General features: G+C 41.2%; 16 protein-coding genes. 5 read left to right on the top strand and 11 right to left on the bottom strand.

From position 1 onward, the window contains the following. The first annotated feature begins 167 nt into the window (after positions 1 to 167). The 3 genes from ABF638_RS14625 (at position 168) to ABF638_RS14615 (ending at position 4349) form a co-directional block, all read left to right on the top strand. Positions 168 to 1568, top strand: coding sequence for a SulP family inorganic anion transporter (locus ABF638_RS14625; protein WP_435023433.1), 1401 nt, complete (start codon positions 168 to 170; stop codon positions 1566 to 1568). A 45-nt stretch (positions 1569 to 1613) separates the two neighbouring features. After that, positions 1614 to 2477, top strand: a complete 864-nt coding sequence (locus ABF638_RS14620; protein ID WP_435023394.1) for a universal stress protein — start codon at positions 1614 to 1616, stop codon at positions 2475 to 2477. 174 nt (positions 2478 to 2651) lie between these two features. Beyond that, entirely contained in the window at positions 2652 to 4349 is a 1698-nt protein-coding gene (locus ABF638_RS14615; RefSeq protein WP_435023432.1) for a SulP family inorganic anion transporter, read from the top strand. A gap of 100 nt (positions 4350 to 4449) precedes the next feature. On the opposite strand, the gene ABF638_RS14610 is transcribed toward ABF638_RS14615, so the two are convergent. From ABF638_RS14610 to ABF638_RS14595, 4 genes are all read right to left on the bottom strand, one after another. Continuing rightward, a complete protein-coding gene (locus ABF638_RS14610; protein WP_435023431.1) occupies positions 4450 to 6195 on the bottom strand; it encodes an NAD+ synthase in 1746 nt (581 codons plus the stop codon). Between the two features lie 228 nt (positions 6196 to 6423). After that, positions 6424 to 7170: an NUDIX hydrolase gene (locus ABF638_RS14605; RefSeq protein WP_069070045.1), complete on the bottom strand. Its 747-nt coding sequence runs from the start codon at positions 7168 to 7170 to the stop codon at positions 6424 to 6426. Beyond that, positions 7131 to 7730, bottom strand: a complete 600-nt coding sequence (locus tag ABF638_RS14600; protein ID WP_181930210.1) for a nicotinate-nucleotide adenylyltransferase — start codon at positions 7728 to 7730, stop codon at positions 7131 to 7133. The genes ABF638_RS14605 and ABF638_RS14600 overlap by 40 nt, the downstream gene beginning before the upstream one ends. A gap of 79 nt (positions 7731 to 7809) precedes the next feature. Further along, complete coding sequence (locus ABF638_RS14595) at positions 7810 to 9225, bottom strand: nicotinate phosphoribosyltransferase (RefSeq protein WP_435023392.1); 1416 nt, start codon at positions 9223 to 9225, stop codon at positions 7810 to 7812. A gap of 455 nt (positions 9226 to 9680) precedes the next feature. Between ABF638_RS14595 and ABF638_RS14590 the strand changes: the two genes are divergently transcribed. Further along, a complete protein-coding gene (locus ABF638_RS14590) occupies positions 9681 to 9833 on the top strand; it encodes a nicotinate phosphoribosyltransferase (protein WP_069070042.1) in 153 nt (50 codons plus the stop codon). Between the two features lie 337 nt (positions 9834 to 10170). Here the strand turns inward: ABF638_RS14590 and ABF638_RS14585 are convergent, their stop codons facing one another. From ABF638_RS14585 to ABF638_RS14565, 5 genes are all read right to left on the bottom strand, one after another. Next, positions 10171 to 10962 carry a PEP-CTERM sorting domain-containing protein gene (locus tag ABF638_RS14585; RefSeq protein WP_435023391.1) on the bottom strand — a complete coding sequence of 264 codons (792 nt, stop codon included), beginning with the start codon at positions 10960 to 10962 and terminating at the stop codon, positions 10171 to 10173. Positions 10963 to 11214: 252 nt separating this feature from the next. Beyond that, entirely contained in the window at positions 11215 to 11406 is a 192-nt protein-coding gene (locus ABF638_RS14580; protein ID WP_181930207.1) for a hypothetical protein, read from the bottom strand. An 18-nt stretch (positions 11407 to 11424) separates the two neighbouring features. After that, a complete protein-coding gene (locus ABF638_RS14575) occupies positions 11425 to 12594 on the bottom strand; it encodes a glycosyltransferase family 4 protein (protein WP_435023390.1) in 1170 nt (389 codons plus the stop codon). After that, positions 12572 to 13825 (bottom strand): O-antigen ligase family protein, encoded by a 1254-nt coding sequence (locus ABF638_RS14570; RefSeq protein WP_435023388.1) that lies wholly within the window; start codon positions 13823 to 13825, stop codon positions 12572 to 12574. The genes ABF638_RS14575 and ABF638_RS14570 overlap by 23 nt, the downstream gene beginning before the upstream one ends. Positions 13826 to 14079: 254 nt before the next feature. Next, positions 14080 to 16173 carry a protein kinase domain-containing protein gene (locus tag ABF638_RS14565; RefSeq protein ID WP_435023386.1) on the bottom strand — a complete coding sequence of 698 codons (2094 nt, stop codon included), beginning with the start codon at positions 16171 to 16173 and terminating at the stop codon, positions 14080 to 14082. Positions 16174 to 16713: 540 nt separating this feature from the next. Here ABF638_RS14565 and ABF638_RS14560 point away from each other — a divergent pair. Further along, complete coding sequence (locus ABF638_RS14560) at positions 16714 to 17886, top strand: peptidase (protein WP_435023383.1); 1173 nt, start codon at positions 16714 to 16716, stop codon at positions 17884 to 17886. 340 nt (positions 17887 to 18226) lie between these two features. On the opposite strand, the gene ABF638_RS14555 is transcribed toward ABF638_RS14560, so the two are convergent. Both ABF638_RS14555 and ABF638_RS14550 read right to left on the bottom strand, forming a co-directional pair. Beyond that, positions 18227 to 19810 (bottom strand): iron uptake porin, encoded by a 1584-nt coding sequence (locus tag ABF638_RS14555; RefSeq protein WP_435023382.1) that lies wholly within the window; start codon positions 19808 to 19810, stop codon positions 18227 to 18229. Between the two features lie 18 nt (positions 19811 to 19828). Further along, on the bottom strand, positions 19829 to 20818 hold the full coding sequence (locus ABF638_RS14550) for an NAD-dependent epimerase (protein WP_435023381.1): 990 nt from the start codon (positions 20816 to 20818) through the stop codon (positions 19829 to 19831). Positions 20819 to 21295 lie beyond the last annotated feature (477 nt).

The following is a 21295-nucleotide window of genomic DNA, read 5'->3' as shown; positions in this document are numbered from 1 at the left end:
TTTCCACAAGATATTACGAATTAGTAATTACAGAATTATATTGGCGAGTGGACTATTTTGAGTGTGAATCACACACTGACAATTTTATTTAGATGAAGACGCTAGGAGGCAACTTGAACGGAACAATTCTGAGGCGAGAGTGGTTTTTTAACACTCAGCGAGACATTATGGCGGGTGCTGTGGTGGGGTTGGCTTTGATTCCAGAGGCGATCGCTTTTTCGATCATTGCCGGGGTTGATCCCAAAGTCGGGCTTTATGCCTCATTTATTATTGCAGTCATGACGGCGTTTTTAGGAGGTAGACCAGGGTCAATTTCTGCCGCCACAGGAGCGATGGCTCTATTGATGATTGACTTAGTTAAAGATCATGGCTTGCAGTATTTATTCGCCGCCACCTTTTTAACTGGAGTCTTTCAAGTTTTGTTTGGGGTGCTAAAACTAGGCCGCCAAATGAGATTTGTACCTAGAGCAGTGATGATTGGCTATATCAATGCGTTGGCAGTATTAATTTTTCTGGCACAGTTGCCTCAATTAACAAATGTGCCGCCGACTGTATATGTGTTAACTATCCTTTCCTTGGGGATTATTTATATTCTGCCGCGCTTTACTAAAGCAGTCCCTTCTCCCTTGGTGGCGCTGGCGGTGATGACGATCGCAGCGATCGCGCTCAAACTTGAGGTTCCCACTGTCGGCGATATGGGAGAATTACCTACTGCGCTACCGAGTTTTGCTCTGCCTCAAGTACCGTGGACTCTGGAAACATTAAAGATTATTCTGCCTTATTCCCTGACATTAGCGATCGTTGGTTTGTTGGCTTCATTCTTAACCGCTTCACTCGTTGATGAACTCACAGATACCCCCAGCGATAAAAACCAAGAAGCCAAAGGACAAGGCATTGCTAATATCGTCACCGCCTTCTTTGGAGGTATGGCAGGGTGTGGGATGATTGGACAATCGGTAATTAATGTCCAGTCTGGTGGACGCGGGAGACTGTCAACCCTTGCGGCTGGGATTTTCCTGCTATTTGCCATTTTGTTTTTGCAGGATTGGGTCAAGCAAATGCCGATGGCAGCACTAGTAGCCGTGATGATTATGGTGTCAATCGGTACATTTCGCTGGTCATCCTTAAAAAATATTCCCCGCATCCCTCGCACTGAAACCGCCGTCATGTTGACGACGATGTTTGTGACAATTTTTACTCGTAATTTTGCACTTGGCGTGGTGACAGGCATCGTTATGAGTACCGTATTTTTCTCTAACAAGATTGCCCAGTTAGTATTTGTGGATAAAGTACTGAGTGAAGATGGTTTACATCGCATTTATAAAGTAGCCGGACAAATTTTCTTTTTATCGAGAGATGAGTTTCTAGGGTTTTTTGATTTTACAGAACTGGTAGAGCGCGTCACCATTGATCTAACTTATGCTCACCTCTGGGATCAAGGAGCAGTGGAAGTACTCGATAAAGCGGTGCTGAAATTTCGCCGCAATGGAGCAGAAGTAGAACTAATCGGACTGAATGAAGCTAGTACTACCTTGCTGAATAAATTGGCAATTAATCAAAACTCTTAGCATTTTTACCTTTCAATCATTTTATTTTCAGGGTCTAAAACCACTATGAAAACTATTTTACTTTGTACCGATGGTTCATCTTTTTCAGACAATGTTTATAAATATGGAGCTTGGTTTGCTATTCAATTGAATGCCCAAATAAACGTTTTATTTGTCACCGATGTTCGTAGCCAAAAAGTCGCTTCTACTGGCAACTTAAGCGGTAGCATTGGACTTGGCGCTTCCGAAAAATTGCTGGATGAATTAGTGAATTTAGAACATGAAAAAGCCAAGCTGAACAATCAACGAGCAAGATTGATTTTACAAAATGCTGCTGAAACTCTCAAAGCTGAGGGCATAGAAGATTTTAAATTAACTAATAAAACAGGTTTTCTGGTAGATTATTTTCAGTATTTTGAAGAAAATTCTGACTTAATTATTTTAGGTAAATGGGGAGAAACCACAGAGTTTGCAACTGGACATTTAGGAGCAAATTTAGATCGAATTATTCGTAGTAGTAGTAAGCCGTGCTTAGTTACTCCCCGTGAATTTAAACTGATTGAGCGTATTTTAGTCGCTTATGACGGTAGTCTAAGTGGGCAAAAGATACTGCAATTTTTAGTAGATTTTCCTGCTTTTCAAAATTTAGAGATACATCTGCTGACGGTGGCTAAAAGTAACTCAGATCAAACAGCAGTAGCGAGACTGAATGAAGCTAAACAATCTTTGCAAAGAGCCAGATTTGAGCCAATCTGTAGCCTCCTTGAGGGTGAACCAGAAAAAGCGATCGCTAATTATATTACCCAGCAAGATATTAGCCTTTTGTTAATGGGGACTTATGGACATAGCCGCATTCGCCATCTGGTGATTGGTAGCACCACAACTCAAATTCTTCAAAGCAGCAATATTCCCGTACTGGTATTTCGTTGATCACAGATATTTTCTTGAGAATACGATTCAGTAATTAAGCAAAAATGCAAAAATATTTATACCTTTCAAACTGGAGCGGAGTTTCAAAATAAATATTGTTTAACTACTTAACCTGATTGTGTTCAAATCTTTTTAATTCAAATCTTTCTAATTGAGAGTAATAACAAGGTGTCCATCAACCCAATCAACAAAATTCATTTTCGCAATTGGCGCGGCGATCTGTTTGGGGGCTTAACTGCTGCCATTGTGGCTCTACCCTTAGCCCTAGCCTTTGGGGTAGCTTCTGGTGCTGGAGCGATCGCTGGACTTTATGGTGCTATCATCGTCGGCTTTTTTGCTGCCCTATTTGGGGGAACACCAGCCCAAGTTTCTGGGCCTACCGGGCCGATGACTGTGGTGGTGACAACCGTGATTGCTACCTTGGTAGCACGTCATCCCGATACGGGGTTAGCAATGGCATTTACTATTGTCATGTTGGGTGGGCTACTGCAAATCCTCTTTGGGGTGATGCGCCTGGGACAATACATCACCCTCCTGCCCTACACCGTCATCTCTGGCTTCATGTCAGGAATTGGCGTAATTATCATTTTGCTTCAATTACCCCCCTTGTTGGGTCATGCCGGAGTGGGTGGCGTAGTGATAACCCTGCAAAAATTACCCGCCTACCTGAGTAATCCCAACTGGGTTGCTGTAGGGCTGGGATTACTAACCTTGCTAATTGTCTTTGCCGTTCCACCCAAGCTGAATCGGATTTTACCGTCCCCCCTATTGGCATTGGTGGCGGTAACAATTATCTCAGTGGTGTTATTCAAAGATGCAAATCTGGCTCGCATTGGTCAGATTCCCAGAGGATTACCCACCTTAAGAATGCCCACCTTTAGTATCCGCGAGTTAGCAGATATGCTGCGGTATGGGTTGATGTTAGGGGTGTTGGGAGCGATTGATTCTCTGTTAACCTCCTTGGTGGCTGATAGTATTTCCCGTACTCAGCATGATTCTGACAAGGAGTTGATTGGGCAGGGGATTGGCAACATGTTGGCGGGGCTATTTGGAGGTTTACCTGGTGCTGGAGCCACCATGCGGACGGTGGTGAATGTCCAAGCCGGGGGGAAAACGCCCCTATCCGGGATGATTCATGCGCTGGTACTGCTGTTGGTCGTGTTTTGGGCGGGGCCTTTAACGGCGCAAATTCCCAATGCAGTGTTGGCGGGATTATTGTTGAAGGTAGGTATTGATATTCTCGATTGGGGGTTTATCAAACGTGCGCCCCGTATTTCTTTAAAGGGTACGGGATTGATGTACTTGGTGTTGTTATTGACTGTATTTGTGGATTTAATTACGGCGGTACTAGTAGGAGCATTTATTGCCAATGTACTGACTATTAAACGCTTAACCGATCTCCAAAGTGATAATATTCAAGTCATTACTGACTCCACTGGGCATCACAATCTCACTCCCGTCGAGCAGGAAATCCTCACCCAAGCCGGAGGGGATATTTTGCTTCTGAAATTGGGAGGGCCAATGAGCTTTGGTGCAGCCAAAAGTATCTCCCGCCGGATGTCGTTGGTGCAAGACTATCATGCACTAGTATTAGATTTGAGTGAAGTCCCCAGTATTGGGATCACAGCGGCACTGGCGATTGAATCTATAGTCGAAGATGCGATCGCACATAATCGCCATGTCTGGATGGTCGTCACCCCTGGACAAGTGGAACGGCGGATTACTCAGCTTGAATTGCAGCGATTCTGTAAGCCTCACCACACACAGGATTTGTCCTCTGTCACCTTGTCAGCCCAAATTATTCAGTTAGAAAGCCGCTTACAGGCATTAAAATCGGCATTTGACCTAATTCAATCAAAAAGTCTCGCGTGATAAGTGCAGCCGCTTGTAGTAAGGGCTACCCTACGCGAACGCTTCGCGAACAGCCCTCCTTTTATGCAACTTAAATGCCGATTAGCTTACACCACAACAATTATTTGATTTGCGGATGAGCACCTTGTCCATCCCAACAGACTAAGGTAGGTGTAGCTATGCTTTTAGTCTGGTAAGCGTTTTTGCCAACCCAATTACTAGCAATTGGCATTCGCCAACCAGTTCCAAAGGCGCGATCGGTGATTTTTAAGCCGGGGGGTGCTTGTCGCCGTTTAAATTCAGCCCGCGCTACCATTTGGATTACTCGGTCTACAATCACCGGATCGTGACCGGCTGCAACAATTTGTGTGGCTGATTGGTGATTGTGAATCAGCCTTTGCAAAATATCGTCCAAAATTTCGTAGGGCGGTAGAGAGTCTTGATCCACTTGACCTGGTTTGAGTTCGGCGCTGGGTGCTTTAGTCAAGACGTTTTGCGGGATGATTTCACTATCGCGATTTAACCATTGACAAAGTGAATACACACGGGTTTTAGGAACATCTGCAATTACTGCTAACCCGCCATTCATATCGCCATAGAGAGTACAGTAACCAACTGCCATTTCTGACTTGTTACCGGTAGATAAAAGCAGATAGCCAAATTTATTAGCGATCGCCATTAATAAATTACCCCGAATCCGGGATTGTATATTTTCCTCAGCCAGTCCAAACTCAGTACCCGCGAACAAATCACCTAAAGTTTGATCAAAGCCTTGCATTAACTCGCCAATTGGTAAAAGATTAGTCTTAATCCCCAAATTTTCCGCTAATGCCAAAGCATCACTAATGGAATGCTCCGAACTGTAAGGGGAAGGCATGAGAACACCGAGGACATTTTCTTTACCAAGTGCAGCCGTGGCGATCGCAGCTACTATTGCAGAGTCAATCCCGCCACTTAAACCCAACACTACTTTAGAAAAGCGACACTTGCGAGCATAATCTCGGACTCCCAAAACCAACGCTTGCCAAATTTCCTCATCTTCCGATTCATAAATAGGTTCTACAGAACCTAGCTGTAAATCCCGTTGTGTTTCGTCAAATTCAACTACTAATAAATCGGTGTCAAACCCACGAGCGCGAGACATAATTTCACCTTGACGATTCAAAGCAAAACTACGTCCATCAAAAATTAGGTCATCATTTCCGCCAACCTGATTAGCATAAATAAACGGTTGTTGAAAACGTACTGCACTATGACTCAGCATCGTTTCGCGAAACTCCTGCTTGCCGACTGTGTATGGGGAAGCAGATAAATTTACAATCAAATCTACACCCAGAATTGCTAAGTCAGCAATCGGATTCACTGTATAACTACGTTTGCCCCAAAATTCCTCATCATTCCATAAATCTTCGCAAATAGTTACGCCAATATGGATATCATCTAGAGTGAAATAATTAGCTTGCAAACCTGGTTCAAAATAGCGGCGTTCATCAAATACATCGTAAGTAGGCAAAAGTCGCTTGTGAAAAATTTGCTTTACTTTGCCATTTTCTAACAAAGCTATGCTGTTAAATAAAGTTTTACCACCACTAATATGTGCTTTGATATTCGGTTCAACAGTTCCTACTAAGACAGCTAAATTTGGTGGTAAATCCTGAGCCAAGTTTTGTAAAGTGATGCCCATTGCTTCCACAAAACTAGGATTTAGTAATAAATCCCTTGGTGGATAGCCACATAAAGAAAGTTCCGGTGTTAGTAACAAACGCGCACCGCTAGATGCTGCGCGTTGTGCCGCCTCCAGGATTTTTTGGGCATTTAAAAGCAAATCACCAATTGTCGGATTAATTTGAGCGATCGCAATTTTCATATTATTTGTCATTAGTCATTGGTCATTTGTCATTTGTCAAGAGTCCTTATGACTTTTGACTTTGCCATACGGTTCGGTTAACGTTTTAATATTTTGAAGATCCCCCCAACCCCCCTTAAAAAGAGGGGCTTATAACCCTCTTCTACCTCCTTTTTAAGGGGGTCGCCGCAGGCGGGGGGATCTTAACCGAAAGGTATTGCAGGAATTTGGACTCTGTAAAGTGATTGGTTAAATAAACACCAAGGGTTTATCTTTTAAGGGGGCAAAGGCTTCGGCGTCAAACTTATACAAACTAGCTGGACGACCAGCACCCCGTGATACCTTAATTCCGGTATCGCATAAAAAACCTAACTTGAGTAGACGCGCCCGAAAATTAGAATAATCAGAAAAGTTATCGCCTAAAACTGTGGCGTATAACTGATATAAATCATTCAAGGTGAACATTTCTGGCAAGACTTCAAAAGCCACTGGGCTGTACTCTAATTTATTTCGTAACCGCCTGTGGCCATAGGCCAGAATTTCATTATGGTCAAAAGCTAATTGTGGCACTTGTTTTACTGGATACCAAGCTATGCCAGTCATGCGATCGGCAATTAATTCGGCTTCCTCAAATCGCACTAGGGCAAAGTAACTAACTGATAGATAACGCACGCCATAACTATCAGTTGCTTCCCGTGGATCGCGATTCGGCCCGCCAAAGGTATACAGTTGTTCTAAGTAGAGATTGTTGACCTTAATTTTCTCCGCCATAATGCGATAAGCGGCATCTTCTAAAGACTCTCCTGGACGCACTAAAGTACCGGGAAGACTCCAATGATTTAAAAATGGTTCTTGCTGTCGCATTACTAGTAGAACTAACAGCCGATTTTGGGCAGTATCTACAGAAAAAATTACATTATCAACACCAACCTTGAAATCGGCCAAAGGTTGTTGGTTTAACGGAGTTGGTATCTTTTTTTGTGAACGTCCTGGCATTCGTACAAATGCTCTTGATTAATATAGGCAACTACAGGGGCTGTGAGGGCTTCAGAATCTCCATGTTCGCGGTACGCTGTTGAGGAAACATCTAGACCGATCAGACTAGCGATCGCAATCTTCCCTCCCAGCTTTTGCACTACCTCTGAACTAGATTCATCTATTGCATATCCGGGTCGCGGTACAATCAGTAGTTGCACTTCCTGTAACAAATCTTCAATGCGATACCAACGTGGTAGCTGACTCAGTAAATCTGAACCAATAATCAACGTCAATTCAGCGTCTTCACCCCAAATAAGCTTCGCTTTTTCCACTGTTTCCAGTGTTCTAAAGCTACTCAATTCTTGTTCCAAAGCAATATTGTGCCGTGGCGCGTCTATATCCGCAATCAACAATCGCAACATTGCCGCCCGATGTTCTAAGGGTGTTTGATGGGACTTAAATGGATTATCCGCTGCCCAAACTGCTACCCAATCATAACGCTCAGACAACCAACTCAGAATTTTTTGATGACCAGCAGTTGGTGGATCGGCACTCGTTCCAAACAAAGCAACTCTCATAGTAATTCGTAATGACGCTCCTGCGTCGCTAACGCTGCGCTAACGTAGTTCGTAATTAAGACAGACTGAAAGAGTAATTTTACCTCTGTGTTCTCTGTGCCTCTGCGGTTCGTTTCTTAGTTTCTTCAGTCAATACCCGTAACGCCTCAGAAATCTCCACTTCTACAGCCACAGGATGATCCAAAAGCCGTGTTTGTTGTGGCAAACTGGCAACTGAGGCGGCGGTACGCTGACGAATTGTTGCCAAAGACTCTAACGGTTGCACCCGTTGACCTTCCTGCACTACCAATTGCAATAAAGGTTCTTCATCCAGAAGACTTTCACCTAAGAGTCCTAATCTGTCTGCTTTTACCTTACCTCCCGTAAACGAGCGAAAAATCTGCTTGCGCCCTGGATAAGTAACCTTACCACTCGACTCTTTCATCACTGGGATGCCATCAATGTCTACAAGTTTATAAACTCCGTTTACGGGCGAACCTGTAACTAGTCGTGTTCCCAGTCCGTAACCATCAATTTCGGCCCCAGCGGCTTTTAATCTGGCAATTTCCCACTCGTCTAAGTCGCCACTGGCAAAAATTGGCACATCGGGAAGGAGCGATCGCACCTGTTTTGATAAGGTAACTAAATCTCCTGAGTCCAATCTCACTCCTGTTAATTGCATTTCCCCGGAATTTACTTTTTCGGACAAGCGCTGGGCAGCAGCAACGGTATCGTAAGTATCAATCAACAATGGCGCACCCGGAAAATATCGATGAAATGCACTAAAAGCCTGTTCTTCAGTGCCTTCTATTGCTGATAACGCCATCACTAAGGCGTGTGCCATAGTACCACTTGGCTGTTGTCCTAGTTGTAGCGCTGCTAACACATTGGAGGTGGAATCTAACCCACCAGCCAACGCCGCCCGTGCCGCCCACAAAGACCCTTGGGGACTAAATGCTCGTCTGGTTCCAAATTCTAAAAGTGTTGCTTCTTCCCCCGCTACATCCCGTAACCGTGCTGCTTTTGTGGCAATCAAAGTCTGGTAATTAATAGTATTTAGCAGGTAAGTTTCCACTAGTTGCGCTTGCCAAAGGGGTGCTTCCACCCGCAACAGTGGTTGATTGGCAAAGACGGCTGTCCCTTCTGGTACTGCCCAAACATCACCCGTGAACTTTCCCTCAGCTAAAAGTGACCAAAAGCGATCGCCCGCGTGAGCAAAAATTCCCGTTGCTTGTAATGCCGCAATTTGCGCCGAACTAAAGCGGATTTTGGCTAAATATTCCAATGCCTGCGTCAGCCCCATTGCAATTAAATAACCAAAACCCTCTGGCAATCGTCTGACAGACAACTCAAAGCTAGCCCGTCGTTGTTCTATACCTTCGCCTGTGTAACAAGCTGCCATTGTCAACTGGTAAAGGTCGGTCAGTAAGCTGTAGTCATCCGCAGACAGGTTTAGTTCCTGGTTCTGCTGGCTTTGCTGTTTATATACATAGTCCAAATCTGGCAAAGTTGTCATGCAAGAGCTTCCTTACAAGATGCTTCTGTTATTTATGGTAATATTTACCATAAATAATGTCAACTCCTGGCAAGTATATTTTCAGAGATTGCCGTATATCAGTAGATTGATAGGCAAATTAATACTAACTTTATAAAATACTTAATGTTTTTTAATAGTAAAAGCTGGCAATAATGTTAATCTCACAGGGCGGCTAATGAAAAGAAACAATATCCTCTAAGAGAAAGTTTGTTTTGCTTCGCTCTTTTCCCTACTGGGGTTGAAGAAATAACTATGTTACAATTAAAATTAGTGAGCAAAGTTTGGTTTTTTCACAATCTAAAGTATTGCGAAGTTATCTGAATAAACATTGCATATATTCTCAATATATTGAGAATTAGAGCCAGCCTTAAATATCAGTATTAGAGTAGAGGTAGCACAATTAAAGCGACTCAAAAATAAGGAGTCCAAATATGATGGCTATTTCCCAAATCATTGCTAACATCACCCAGTATATTTCTGAAGCTGCAATGCGGATTTTTGGCCCTACGGATGATGCTTATCCTGTTATTGGCGTACAACCTTTTACAGGTGAGCCTTATGATAAGCGTACAGCCGATACTTGGTAGGTGCTAATACGGCGTTCAAAAAGAATACAGTAGTCAAAATTCAGAATTCAGACGAGGTTAATTACCGGGGAATTCAGGCAAACCATATAATTGAAAACCACTAAATTGTAGATTGAGCTAGCTACTTAAACCCCTTTATTCAAAAGTAGTGGCGTATTCCAATACGCCACTACTCTAATTCATTCTGCATCCTGGCTACTGATGAATATCTTGCAGTCTCAGTGTATTGTGCAAGTAAACAGTCCAAGACTTAATGTTATGTATGCAGGAAAACTGCATTTTTTAGCGATCGCATGACCTAGTGATGACCCGAAGGCGAAAATGGATAAAATCCAGCTTAGGGGAGTTGTCTTTTCTTCGTTTTCAAAACAATACCAAAACCAGCTACCATTAGGGTTCCGAGAATGCTAGCGGGTTCTGGAATAGAAGTTTCATCGATAGGTACTTTGATTCTTAAACTTGCCAAGGTAGCGTTAGTGATGGTCAAGGATGTTACACTGGGCAAACCTGGGATATCAGACTGGAAATCAAAGACTGTGGGAGTTGAACTACCATTGCGATCGCTATATCGCACCCCATATCCACTGACTTCAAAAGTGCCTTGATACTGCTTTCCGCTGTCTGGGTCGATGACAGTACCAGTGTAGAAAGCTTTTGTGAGATTAAATTCATCCTGAACTACTCCTTGAAATGTGGTTCCTGGCAATTGTCCCTGGTAAAGGAAGGCAGTTAACTGACCACCAGAGAGAACCGGCGATGCAAGAACACCATCAAAGGAGACAATTGGAATGCCCTTAAAGTCAACAAAGTAATGCAGACTTCCATCAGAGCGTGTTTCTACCTTTAAATAGTCTGACTGGTATACAGGAACAAAATTAGGATTATTATTAGTTCCTAAGTTCCGGTAATAAGTTCCAGTGTCATCCGTATCAATCCGAGTAGTACTTTGATTGAAATTGGGGTTGTTTCTGGGAAGTTCGATAGTTCCTGATAATGTACCAGTGCTTTGAATTGTGATGAATTGAGCAGCAATTGCACTTGCTCCACTTAAAGCGATTGTCACTGCTGCTAAACAAGTGCTGCTCAGAATTGCACAACCTAGTTTAATCCCTGATGAACTCACTTTCATTAACAATTTGCTCCTTGAATTGCCGATGAGAAAACACACCTAATGCGCTGAGATTTATTTAAAATTTTTCTCAGGCACGATTTATTATTCCCAAACTTCTAATGGAAGTTTCATCGACAACAAAAAGCCTTATCACCCAACAATCTCTCTCTTTGTCTGGGTAAAGGTCAAAGGGCAAGGGGGAAAAGTAAATTCAAACCCTTCCTCTTTACCCCTTAACCGAAAAGTATTGGAAATACTATATCATTTTTACTAATGATAAAATACACCAATAATAAGAGAAACAATTATTGGTATTAGGATTGGAATAGCAACTATAAGTCCCCACTTACCAAACTTAATTTCCTCACCCTCAGATTTTAAAAATGCAATCCAACCTACAACTCCCATCAAAATCCAAATACACCCAAAAGCAAGAAATATAACAAATACTGAATCGTCCATTTTTCCAAAATGTTTATTTTAATTGACACTAATATCTACAACTAACTTTGCTAAATTCGCACGAAAATTGCTATAGTCATAAGATTCAATAGTTTTTTGTTGCAAGTACTCTGGTTGGTAAATTACTGGGTTAGAGCAATCTCCTTGCAGAATTTTAATTAGATTATGGGCAATTTCTTCTACGTTATCAGGATCAACTAAACATCCCAACTTACCCTCAGCCAAAGGGTCTATAGAACCATCTTGATTACCCGCCAACACAGGTTTACCACAAGCTAAAGCTTCTAGATAAACAATACCAAATCCTTCCCCTTTACTAGGCAAAGCAAAAACATCGCAGAGATTGTAATGAGCGCATAATTCTTCATCTGGTACAAACCCTGCAATAGTGACACAATCTTGTAGATTTAAGCTGGAGACTAAGGCATTAATTCGAGGTAAATCATCTCCTTTACCTACAAGAATAAAGTGAACATTAGGGACATAAAAACGAATTTTAACCAAAGCATGAAGTATTTGGTCATAACCCTTGTATTTTGCCATGCGTCCTAATCGCGTTACTGTTAGAATTACAGGCTGCTCATCTGTTAAATTATATCGTTTGAGTAAATAGGTTGGTTTAGGATTTATTTGAAATTGACTGGCATCAAACGTATTAGGTAAAATTACTATTTTGTCTGGCTCAATATCATCATATTTAAGCAAGCGCTGGCGAGTGTAATTACTAACACTAATAATTTTATCTGCTTTTTGTAATGCTAACTTTGTAGCATTATTTTCAATATCCCAAACTTCTAAGCCATGAGCAACTACCCAATAAGGAGTCCCAGTCAAAAGTTTTAGAATATAACAAGCGACGGCATAGTTAACATGAGTTGATATGACTATAGTAGGACGTTTAAAAATAGCCAAAACAATTATGTTTGTGGCAAATATAATTGTTTGTAATAATCTTGGGAAAGCTCCAAAATAATGAAATCTTGTTGAAGGTAAAAATTGCAAGTCTTGTGGCTGTCTTGAATTGTGCTTGTCATACTTGAGAAGCACATCATACTCAGCATCAGGATACACATCTTGTAAAGCTTTCAGCAAAAATGTTGAGTAAACTTGGATACCTCCCTTAAAACCAAATATATTCGGAAATATTAAGTTGAAATGACGTTTATCAATTGCGAGTTTTTTGAACATTGTAAATAGTTTGAGGTTTTGATTCAATAACAAAATCTTTTTGAGAATTGATAGCTGCTGCCAGAAAATAAAATTCAATAGTTGTAAAAGTATAGTCTTCGGCAAAAAAATCTGGCATTTGAGATGCTAAAAACATCATAATTGGAATGATAGTCACAGGGTTGGCATATTTAAGATAAGATGCTACTCTTACTAAAAAATTAGTAAATAACAATAATCCGATAATTCCTTGTTCTACCAATACATTTAAAAATATATTATGTGCGTGATAACCTTTAACTCCAAAAACTTTCACTCCTATATGTTCTGCAAAAACTCCTACACCTATACCAGTAATCGGTCTTTTAATAGTTTCAGTAATAGCTGCCTGCCAAAGTGCAAACCTTGACAAAGCTGTTCCTACAGGACTAGGAAGCTCTATTTCACTGGGATTGTTTACAAATAAATTAATTAAGGGAAATATTTTACTATCTCCCAAACCAATTCTATATGTAGATACTGGTATGGATACGATACATAAAAGCCATAAGCTCATAATAAAAATCATTTTTCTAATACTGATAATTTTATATATCAATAAAAGAAACAACCCAAAAAGCAAAACTAACCAAGCATTTCTGCTAGCAGATAAAGCTAGAGAAATGAGAAAAACAAATTCGCTTATGTACAATTCAAGTTTAGATATATTTTTCTGTTTTTCTAAAATTAGGCTCAAACATAATCCAATGGCAACTATTACCCCAAACTGATTAGGATTTTGCATAATTGAACCAATCTGGGGATAATAACTTGGAAATTTTAATAATTCAAAAATCCAGTGATTGGGGAATAAAGCTTCTAAAAAACCAAAAGCTGCAATTACTTGTAGTAAGTATAATATACACCGATAGTAAAATGTTAAAGATGAGGGTTTTATATTTCTGAAAGTTAAAACTAAAAAAGCAAAAAATAATATAAAGTAAGTAGTATATTTAATACTATAAAGAATTGCAGTATTGGGAAATTGGCTCATGAATGAGGAGAGCCACATCCACAAATACAGTAGACTGATAGATATTAAAATGATTCTATGCTTTCTTAAAACTTCTGGTATGTTTTTGGTAGATAAACTGATTATCCCAAAGCTAAATGCAGGAAGTAATAAATAATGAATGCCAATATTTATTCCCGGAAATTTAATTCGCCCTAGAAGTGAAGAAAATAGTATTAGCAGGAAAAATATATTAATCATAACCTTTTATTTGTGGATATCTTTTGACAACAAAAAACCTATATTCAATCCACACTTGCAGGTAGTTTGAAAAAGGGATTGTGATATTTTTTAAGCTAAAATCCTGATCACGTAAAGAATATTATCATAAAACAGTCCTCGCTAATATCATCACTTGAAGCTACGACTTAGCTGAGGTTTTAGCCAAACTAAATATTATGGGATGGAATGCGAAAAAGTGGGCACCTATCCCGAATCTGCACTATCAGCACCTTTCAATTAATCATCTGCCAAATTTTGAGAATGTTCTCACCACTCCCACCACCAGCAATAGTTTGTCCATCTGGGCTAATGGCAACAGCATAAATATATCCAGAACCCGTCTCTAAAGTGCGGATTTCCTTTCCTGTGACTGGATTCCAAAATTTGATTGTCTTGTCACTACTGCCACTGATAAGGGTGACACCATCTGAACTTTTGCTTGGCAAAAAAGCAACAGAATTAACCTTATCATTATGTCCCTTTAAAGTGTGGATTAACTTTCCGGTCTTCACATTCCACAATTTGATTGTCTTATCTCTACTGCCACTGGCAAGGGTGACGCCATCGGGAGCAAAAGCGACTGAAAGAATCGACTCTGCATTTCCTTCTAAGGTGCGGATTAACTTTCCAGTCTCCACGTTCCACAATTTAATTGTCTTGTCCCAGCTACCGCTAGCGAGGGTTTTGCCATCAGGACTGAAAACTACAGATGGAACACCATTGATATGTCCTTCTAAGGTGCGAATTAACTTTCCTGTCTCTAGATTCCATAGTTTGATTTTCATGTCCTTACTAGCACTACCACTAGCAAGGGTTTTGCCATCAGGACTAAAAGTGACGGAAGTAATTCCATCGCTATGTCCCTCCAAAGTTCTGATTAATTTTCCTGTCTCCAAATTCCACAGTTTGATTTTCATGTCCGCACTACCACTGGCGAGGGTTTTGCTATCAGGACTGAAGCCTACAGTCCAAATCCAATTGGAATGTCCTTTTAGGGTGCGGATTTCCTGTCCACTTGCCAGATTCCATAGCTTGATTGTCTTATCATCACTGGCACTACCCAGGGTTGTACCATCAGAACTGAAAGCTACGGAATTCACATCGCTGTAATGTCCCTTGAGGGGTTTGGGTAGAAAATAATTCTCCGAGACGCTTTTGCTTTTTTGGGACTGAATAGGCTCAGAAAGAGGTTCAGGAATAGACGGAGAATATTCGCTTACTGTATGGGGGCGAGTCTGGAAATACCAAACTCCCCCTAATCCCAAGGCTAAAATGCTAGAACCTAACAGCAGTTGGCTTTTCAGCTTGATATTTGTTTTTGATGAAACGGGCCCTTTGTTTGCTGCGGTGGCTGTAAATATTGGTGTAAGTAATGTTGGTGTAAGTATAGTTGGGGGAACTAATGACAATTGTGATAGCTGAGATGTCAAGTCAGTGATGACTTCATCAGCCGATTGGTAACGCTTTTGGATTTCTAGTTGCAACAGCTTATCCAAAACTTCACCCAACTCTATAGACACAGAAACCTCATCCCTACCTGGGTTGGTCAAATATTGCCGCCAAGACGCAACCCAACCATAACCTTGCTTTATCCACAGTTGAGATGGACGAACCCCAGTCAGTAGATGAAAACAAGTCGCCCCCAAACTGAATAAATCACTGGCTGGGTAAGCTTTTCCATCTTGCATCTGCTCAAGTGCAGTGTAACCGTGTGAGCCAATAACAGTTCCCATTTTAGTTTGCACTGTTGCCGTCAGCACTTTGGAAGCCCCAAAATCAATTAGCACTAATCGCCCATCACTTTGACGGCGAATAATATTCTGTGGCTTGATATCTCGATGAATCACTCCCCGCTGATGGATAAATTTCAGTACCGGCAGTAAATCTAGCAAAAGTTGGCGAATCTCTGTTTCGTTATAGGTTCCCCGCGTTTCACATTCTTTGAGCAAGTTTTGCCCATCGATAAATTGCTGCACCAAAAATAGATAGCTATTTTGCTCAAAATAAGCCAATAAAGTTGGAATTTGCGGGTGTTCTGCTAGCTCTTGAAGTCGGCTAGCTTCTTGTTTAAATAATTCAACGGCCTTTGTTAGTGGCCCAGTTCCCTGAAGTTTTGGTGCGAATTGCTTAACAACACAGCATTCATTGAGTTTATGTACATCTTTCGCTAGATAGGTTCTACCAAATCCGCCTTCGTCTGACAAAACCTGAGTAGGTCGATAGCGACCTCCCAGTAAGGGTATTAATTCCGCTTTACAACTGTGGCAATAGTTGTTTTTGTCAGGATTTAGGGGTTTTTGGCAATCGGGATTCACACAACAGAGCATACTGGGAATCCATTTCAATTGGAGTATATATTCATTTTAAGTCATGCAGTATAATCTCTCTTGTTAGTAAATATCACTTAGACACCATACAAATCCCCAATTTCCTTACCTCATCAGGTATTGAACAATTTAAATAACTTGGAGAAAGTTGTGCTTGAGCGATGCCTTGTAACGAATTGATGGGCGTCTAATCCACTTGTGCTTGAAATTTATTAATCCGGCAGCATCCGGCTTAGTTTTGCACAAATATCTGAGCTAAATTCCGAAAAATAGAAATTTCAGTTTGTAGCTCAGTATATACGTACAAAATTGAGATTTACTCTAGAAGTTTCAATTGAGCATATAAGTTTTTCTGGCTTAATGGTGACAAAAATTTGGGCTGTATGGTAGATGCACATTAAATTGGTTACGGGCAAAGGCTAAATTTTAGTTTAGTCTTCAAAATAAGTCAGGTTTATTTGCTGGAAAGAAACAGGAAATGGAAAATTAAATAATTCCATCACTTAAAGACAAAAAATCAGCAAAATTAGGAGTGTAATTATGCTATTAGAAAATAACAAGTATCGTCGCAAATTAAACCGCATTTTTATTTGTTGCTTGAGTAGTAGTTTTTTGGTCACGAGTCATCTGTTGCCTATCAATGCTTTGGGAAGACCACAAAATTCTCAAGACTTTCTAATTGCCAAATCACCAGATGAGAGACAACCAGAAGCAGTAACGAAAGGAATTGAGCAAATTCCTGCTTCTCAAGCGTCAATATCTCCAAGACCGAAGACATCTGTTGAGTCACCAGTACAGCAGTCTCCTCGTGTATCGTCTCAGCCAGAAAATTCCCAGCCAGCATCCAATAGTTCCAGTGCGAACTCAGGGAGACGTCGCCAAGCTAGTTCCAATTCCGGTACACGTCGCCAAGCTAGTTCCAATTCAGGGACACGTCGTCAGGCTAGTTCCAACTCAGGGACACGTCGTCAGGCTAGTGCCAACCGTCCACCAGTTTCTCAACCTGCGACACCTACTTACAAGGAGATTAACTTTGTAGATGTGGCATTGGGTATTCTAAGTAAGGATGATTTTCAATCTCAAGGTAGATATTTTCATTTCTATGAGTTTGAGGGCAGAGAAAATCAATTAGTCCAAATTCGGCTGATTGGCAGTAATGACACACGCAGAACAAATAACTTAAGTTTAAATCCTTTGTTGTTTTTGCACGATCCTGATAATAATATCATCGTCAAAAAAGGCACTTTGGATAAAAATGGTGGTGGCGATGATGCATTCATTTTTGCACGACTGCCTGTCACCGGCACATATAAGATTGTAGTTACTAGCCGAGATCCCGGTGAGATAGGTCGCTATAGTTTGGCTCTGAGGAATGATAGAGCTAGTTATACTTTGGATGAAGCAGGTCAATTAACTGCTAAAAGCTCAACTCTAAAACAAAATGGGGGTGCTTATAATATTTCCAATTTTCAAGGGAGAAAAAATCAGCTTGTTAGTATTCGTGTAGATAGTGTTGATGAAGAGTTTTCTCCTTATGTAGCTTTGCTAAATTCTCAAGGACAGACGATCGCAATAGATAAAGACAAGGACAAAAATGGTGTGTACACTGGTTTAATTGACCGAGCTAGGTTGCCTGAAGATGATACGTACTATATAGTTGTTACTTCCAAGAATCCACAGGAACGCGGTAAATACAGATTGACTATTTTCTGAGCGAATTTAGTTCGCTTAACGTGAGTTCGACTGGTTATATCACAATACGCTTGGGTTAAGGGCTAATTGTACAAAATTGTGGGTTTTCGAGACGCGATAAATCGCCGTCTCTAGAAGTGTTTTGGTCTTATCTGAACTGTATTGGTCCACCCAAAAGACCTCTCCCTGGTTTTACTACGCAAAACCTGTCCCTCTCCGAGTCGGAGAGGGATAGACTTGAACTTGAATTTATGGCAGGGAGAAGTCTGTCGAACTCACGTTAACTTAATACCATTTCACGAAATTCCTGCTACAAATACGTTGATAACTTGAATTTCGTGAAATGCTGGTATTTATTGGTTCAAAATCTGAAAGTTGTCCGAATTGTGCCGATATAACTTGTGTCGTTGTTGCTGTCGTGTTCTGGATTAGTAATCATTAATAGTCCGGGAGTGATGGCAATATTGTCATTGACTTGGAAGCGGTAGAAGGCTTCTAAATGGAGAGATGTGTCTTGATCTTCGTATACTTGATTTGCAACTTCCAAGTCATTGTTAATAACTTTGGGTGGTTGACCGATCGCAATTCCTGCCATGCTGTTTTCTCCACCCAAATCAATTAAAGCCAAAGTTACCGCCCAATTAAAAATATTTGCCGTTGGGTTGTTTGGTAAATCCATCGCTGTTGCATGGGTAAAGCCAACCCAACCAGAGACATTCAAGTTATTGTTAAGTGCGATCGCAGTTTGCAACCCGAAGGAGTCTGCAATAATAGCATCACTCTCATCATTAAAAGGATCGTTGGCGCGATCGCTCCCGGTTCCTGTGTCGATGCTGTTGTATGAGTGGATGTAGGTGAAAACAACCTTTAACGAGTCGCTGGGTTCGAGAGTTAGTTGAGCGATCGCTCCATATTCCGACTCACCAAATCCAACTTCTGGATCATCTGCATCGTCAACCAGATAACCTAAACTTAAGCTGATTGAGTCACTGAAATCGTAAACGAACCCCACTCCAGCCCCCCCTCCTTGGCGATAAATTGGGTTACGCTGTGCAAAACGAGAAATGGAACCATGACCACTGCTGCTGAAAAATGGATTCAGCGGATCAGAAAAATCATCAAGGTCGCCGCCTTCTGCCTCAAAATAAACGGTAGCTTGCTCTCCTATGGGAAGGCGATATTCTAAAACACTCAATTCAAATTCGTTATCGCTATTGCTTTGAAAGGCTAAACGAGCCATATCAGTCCCCGTTGCATTATTTATTCTAGGAAGATTACTAGCTTGTAGGCGAATTCTGAGACTGTCTTTGCCGGTGAAACTGGTATTGAAGTTCAAGCGTACCCGATTGCTTAAGGTAATATTACTGTCTGTGCGGTCGCCAGTGCCATCAAATTTTTCACCGCTATTAACCCCAGAGATGGCAAAAACAACTTCTGCGCTGAATTTAGTAGTTGTAGAAAACGGTTGTATTGTAGACGTTATCCGGTTTTCTAAATTGTCTAATCGTCCTTGTAAAACCTCTAACTCTTTGCCAAATTCAGCTTGCAAGCGCTGCAACTTTTCTAGGTCTTCCTGCTTGACTTCGTTAGCGGTTTCTGAACTTGTCAGTTCGTTAATACGATTGATAGTTGTGGCAAGATTGGCAGCAAATTCATTGCGAGTCATAGTTTGGTCGCCGTTGAAAGTGCTGTCAGCATCACCAGCAAGCACACCGTAGCGATCGCTTAAGGATTTGAGAGATTGAAAAGCCCAGTCAGTAGGTTGAATATCCGCTAACTCAGAAACAGCATTAATTTTGTCTAGAGAAACAGTGTTATCACCCAAAAGAGTAGGGGGAGCATTGTTGGCAATAACCTTACTTGTTAATGCAAGGGTGATTGTCAAGATAAGGAAATTGAGATGGCAAACATTCCAAAGATTTTTCGACCGAGATTGTTTTTTCATCCGTCCCGGAATGCTTTTTTAGTGGCTGTAATAGTCTTGATACCATTGCACAAAACGTTCGATACCTTCTTCTATTTGAGTTACAGATTTAAAGCCTACGTCTTGTATTAAGTCATCTACATCAGCGTAGGTAGAGAGAACGTCACCTGGCTGCATGGGTAGTAAGTTCTTTTTGGCTTGCTTACCCAGGAGTTTTTCGATGATTTCAATAAATGTCATTAACTCTACCGGGTTGTTGTTGCCGATATTGTAGAGTTTGTAGAGCGCTTTACTAAGCGAGACATCTTGATGATTCCCTTGGGGTGGTTTGTGCATCACCCGAACTAGCCCTTCAATTACATCATCAATGTAGGTGAAGTCTCGTTGCATTTTGCCAAAGTTGTAAACGTCAATTGGCTGGTTATTAGCGATCGCTTGCACAAACTTAAAATATGCCATATCCGGGCGTCCCCAAGGGCCATACACGGTAAAAAATCGTAATCCCGTAGTTGGCAAGTTGTACAAATGGCTATAAGCATGAGCCATCAACTCATTTGATTTTTTGGTAGCGGCGTAGAGAGAAATGGGATGGTCAACGTTATCAGTAGTAGCAAATGGGACTTTAGTATTAGTGCCATAAACAGAACTGGAAGAGGCAAACACTAAATGACCAACCTGGCTATGGCGACAACCTTCCAGAATGTTGACAAACCCTGAGAGATTGCTGTCTACATAGGTATATGGGTTGTGCAACGAATAGCGGACTCCTGCTTGGGCTGCTAAGTGAATTACGCAATCAAAGGTATAATTTTGGAAGAGTTCGGCAGTAGTAAAGCGATCGCTCAAGTCCAAAAATTGAAAGGTGAATCCGGTTTGGGGATAAAGTTGATTTAAGCGGGCTTTTTTTAAGCTGACATCGTAGTAATCATTCAAGTTATCGATGCCGTAAACCTGCATTCCTTCTGCTAAGAGACGCTGTGCTAAATGAAAGCCAATAAAGCCAGCAACTCCAGTTATTAGTATTTTCATAGTTTGTTATTTGTTATTTGTTATTGGTCATTTGTCATTTGTCATTGGTCATTTGTCATTTTCCCAACCCTCCTCTGGTAAGGGGCTACGGTGTACACACAAGTCGAAAAAAGCTTGATTTTCCATTGTTTTCTCGTTGATCTCGTTCCCATGCTCTGCATGGGAATGCCTGATTTAGAGGCTCTGCCTCCAGTCAGATATTGAGTCAGAGACTCAATGAATGCAACGAGGAAAGTCAAGGTTTTTAGGACTTGTGTGTACACCGTAGCTGGTAAGGGGAGGGTGCCCGATAGCGCGGGTGGGGTATTTCTGTACCTCACGAAATTGAAATCTGCTGTATGTAGCTTTAATTTCATATTCGTTCAAACAAAATCTTGACTTGTTTTTTTTAATTTTAAAAATTTCGAGTTCAGAACCTCGAAGTTGAGCCTTTTAGCCTGAACGTTGAGCCTTTTAGCCTGGACGTTGAGCCTTTTA

Source organism: Nostoc sp. CALU 1950 (genome assembly GCF_051172895.1).
Lineage (GTDB): Bacteria > Cyanobacteriota > Cyanobacteriia > Cyanobacteriales > Nostocaceae > Nostoc > Nostoc edaphicum_A.
The sequence above is the reverse complement of the archived record's forward strand: the minus strand, read 5'-3'. Positions and strand labels throughout refer to the sequence as shown.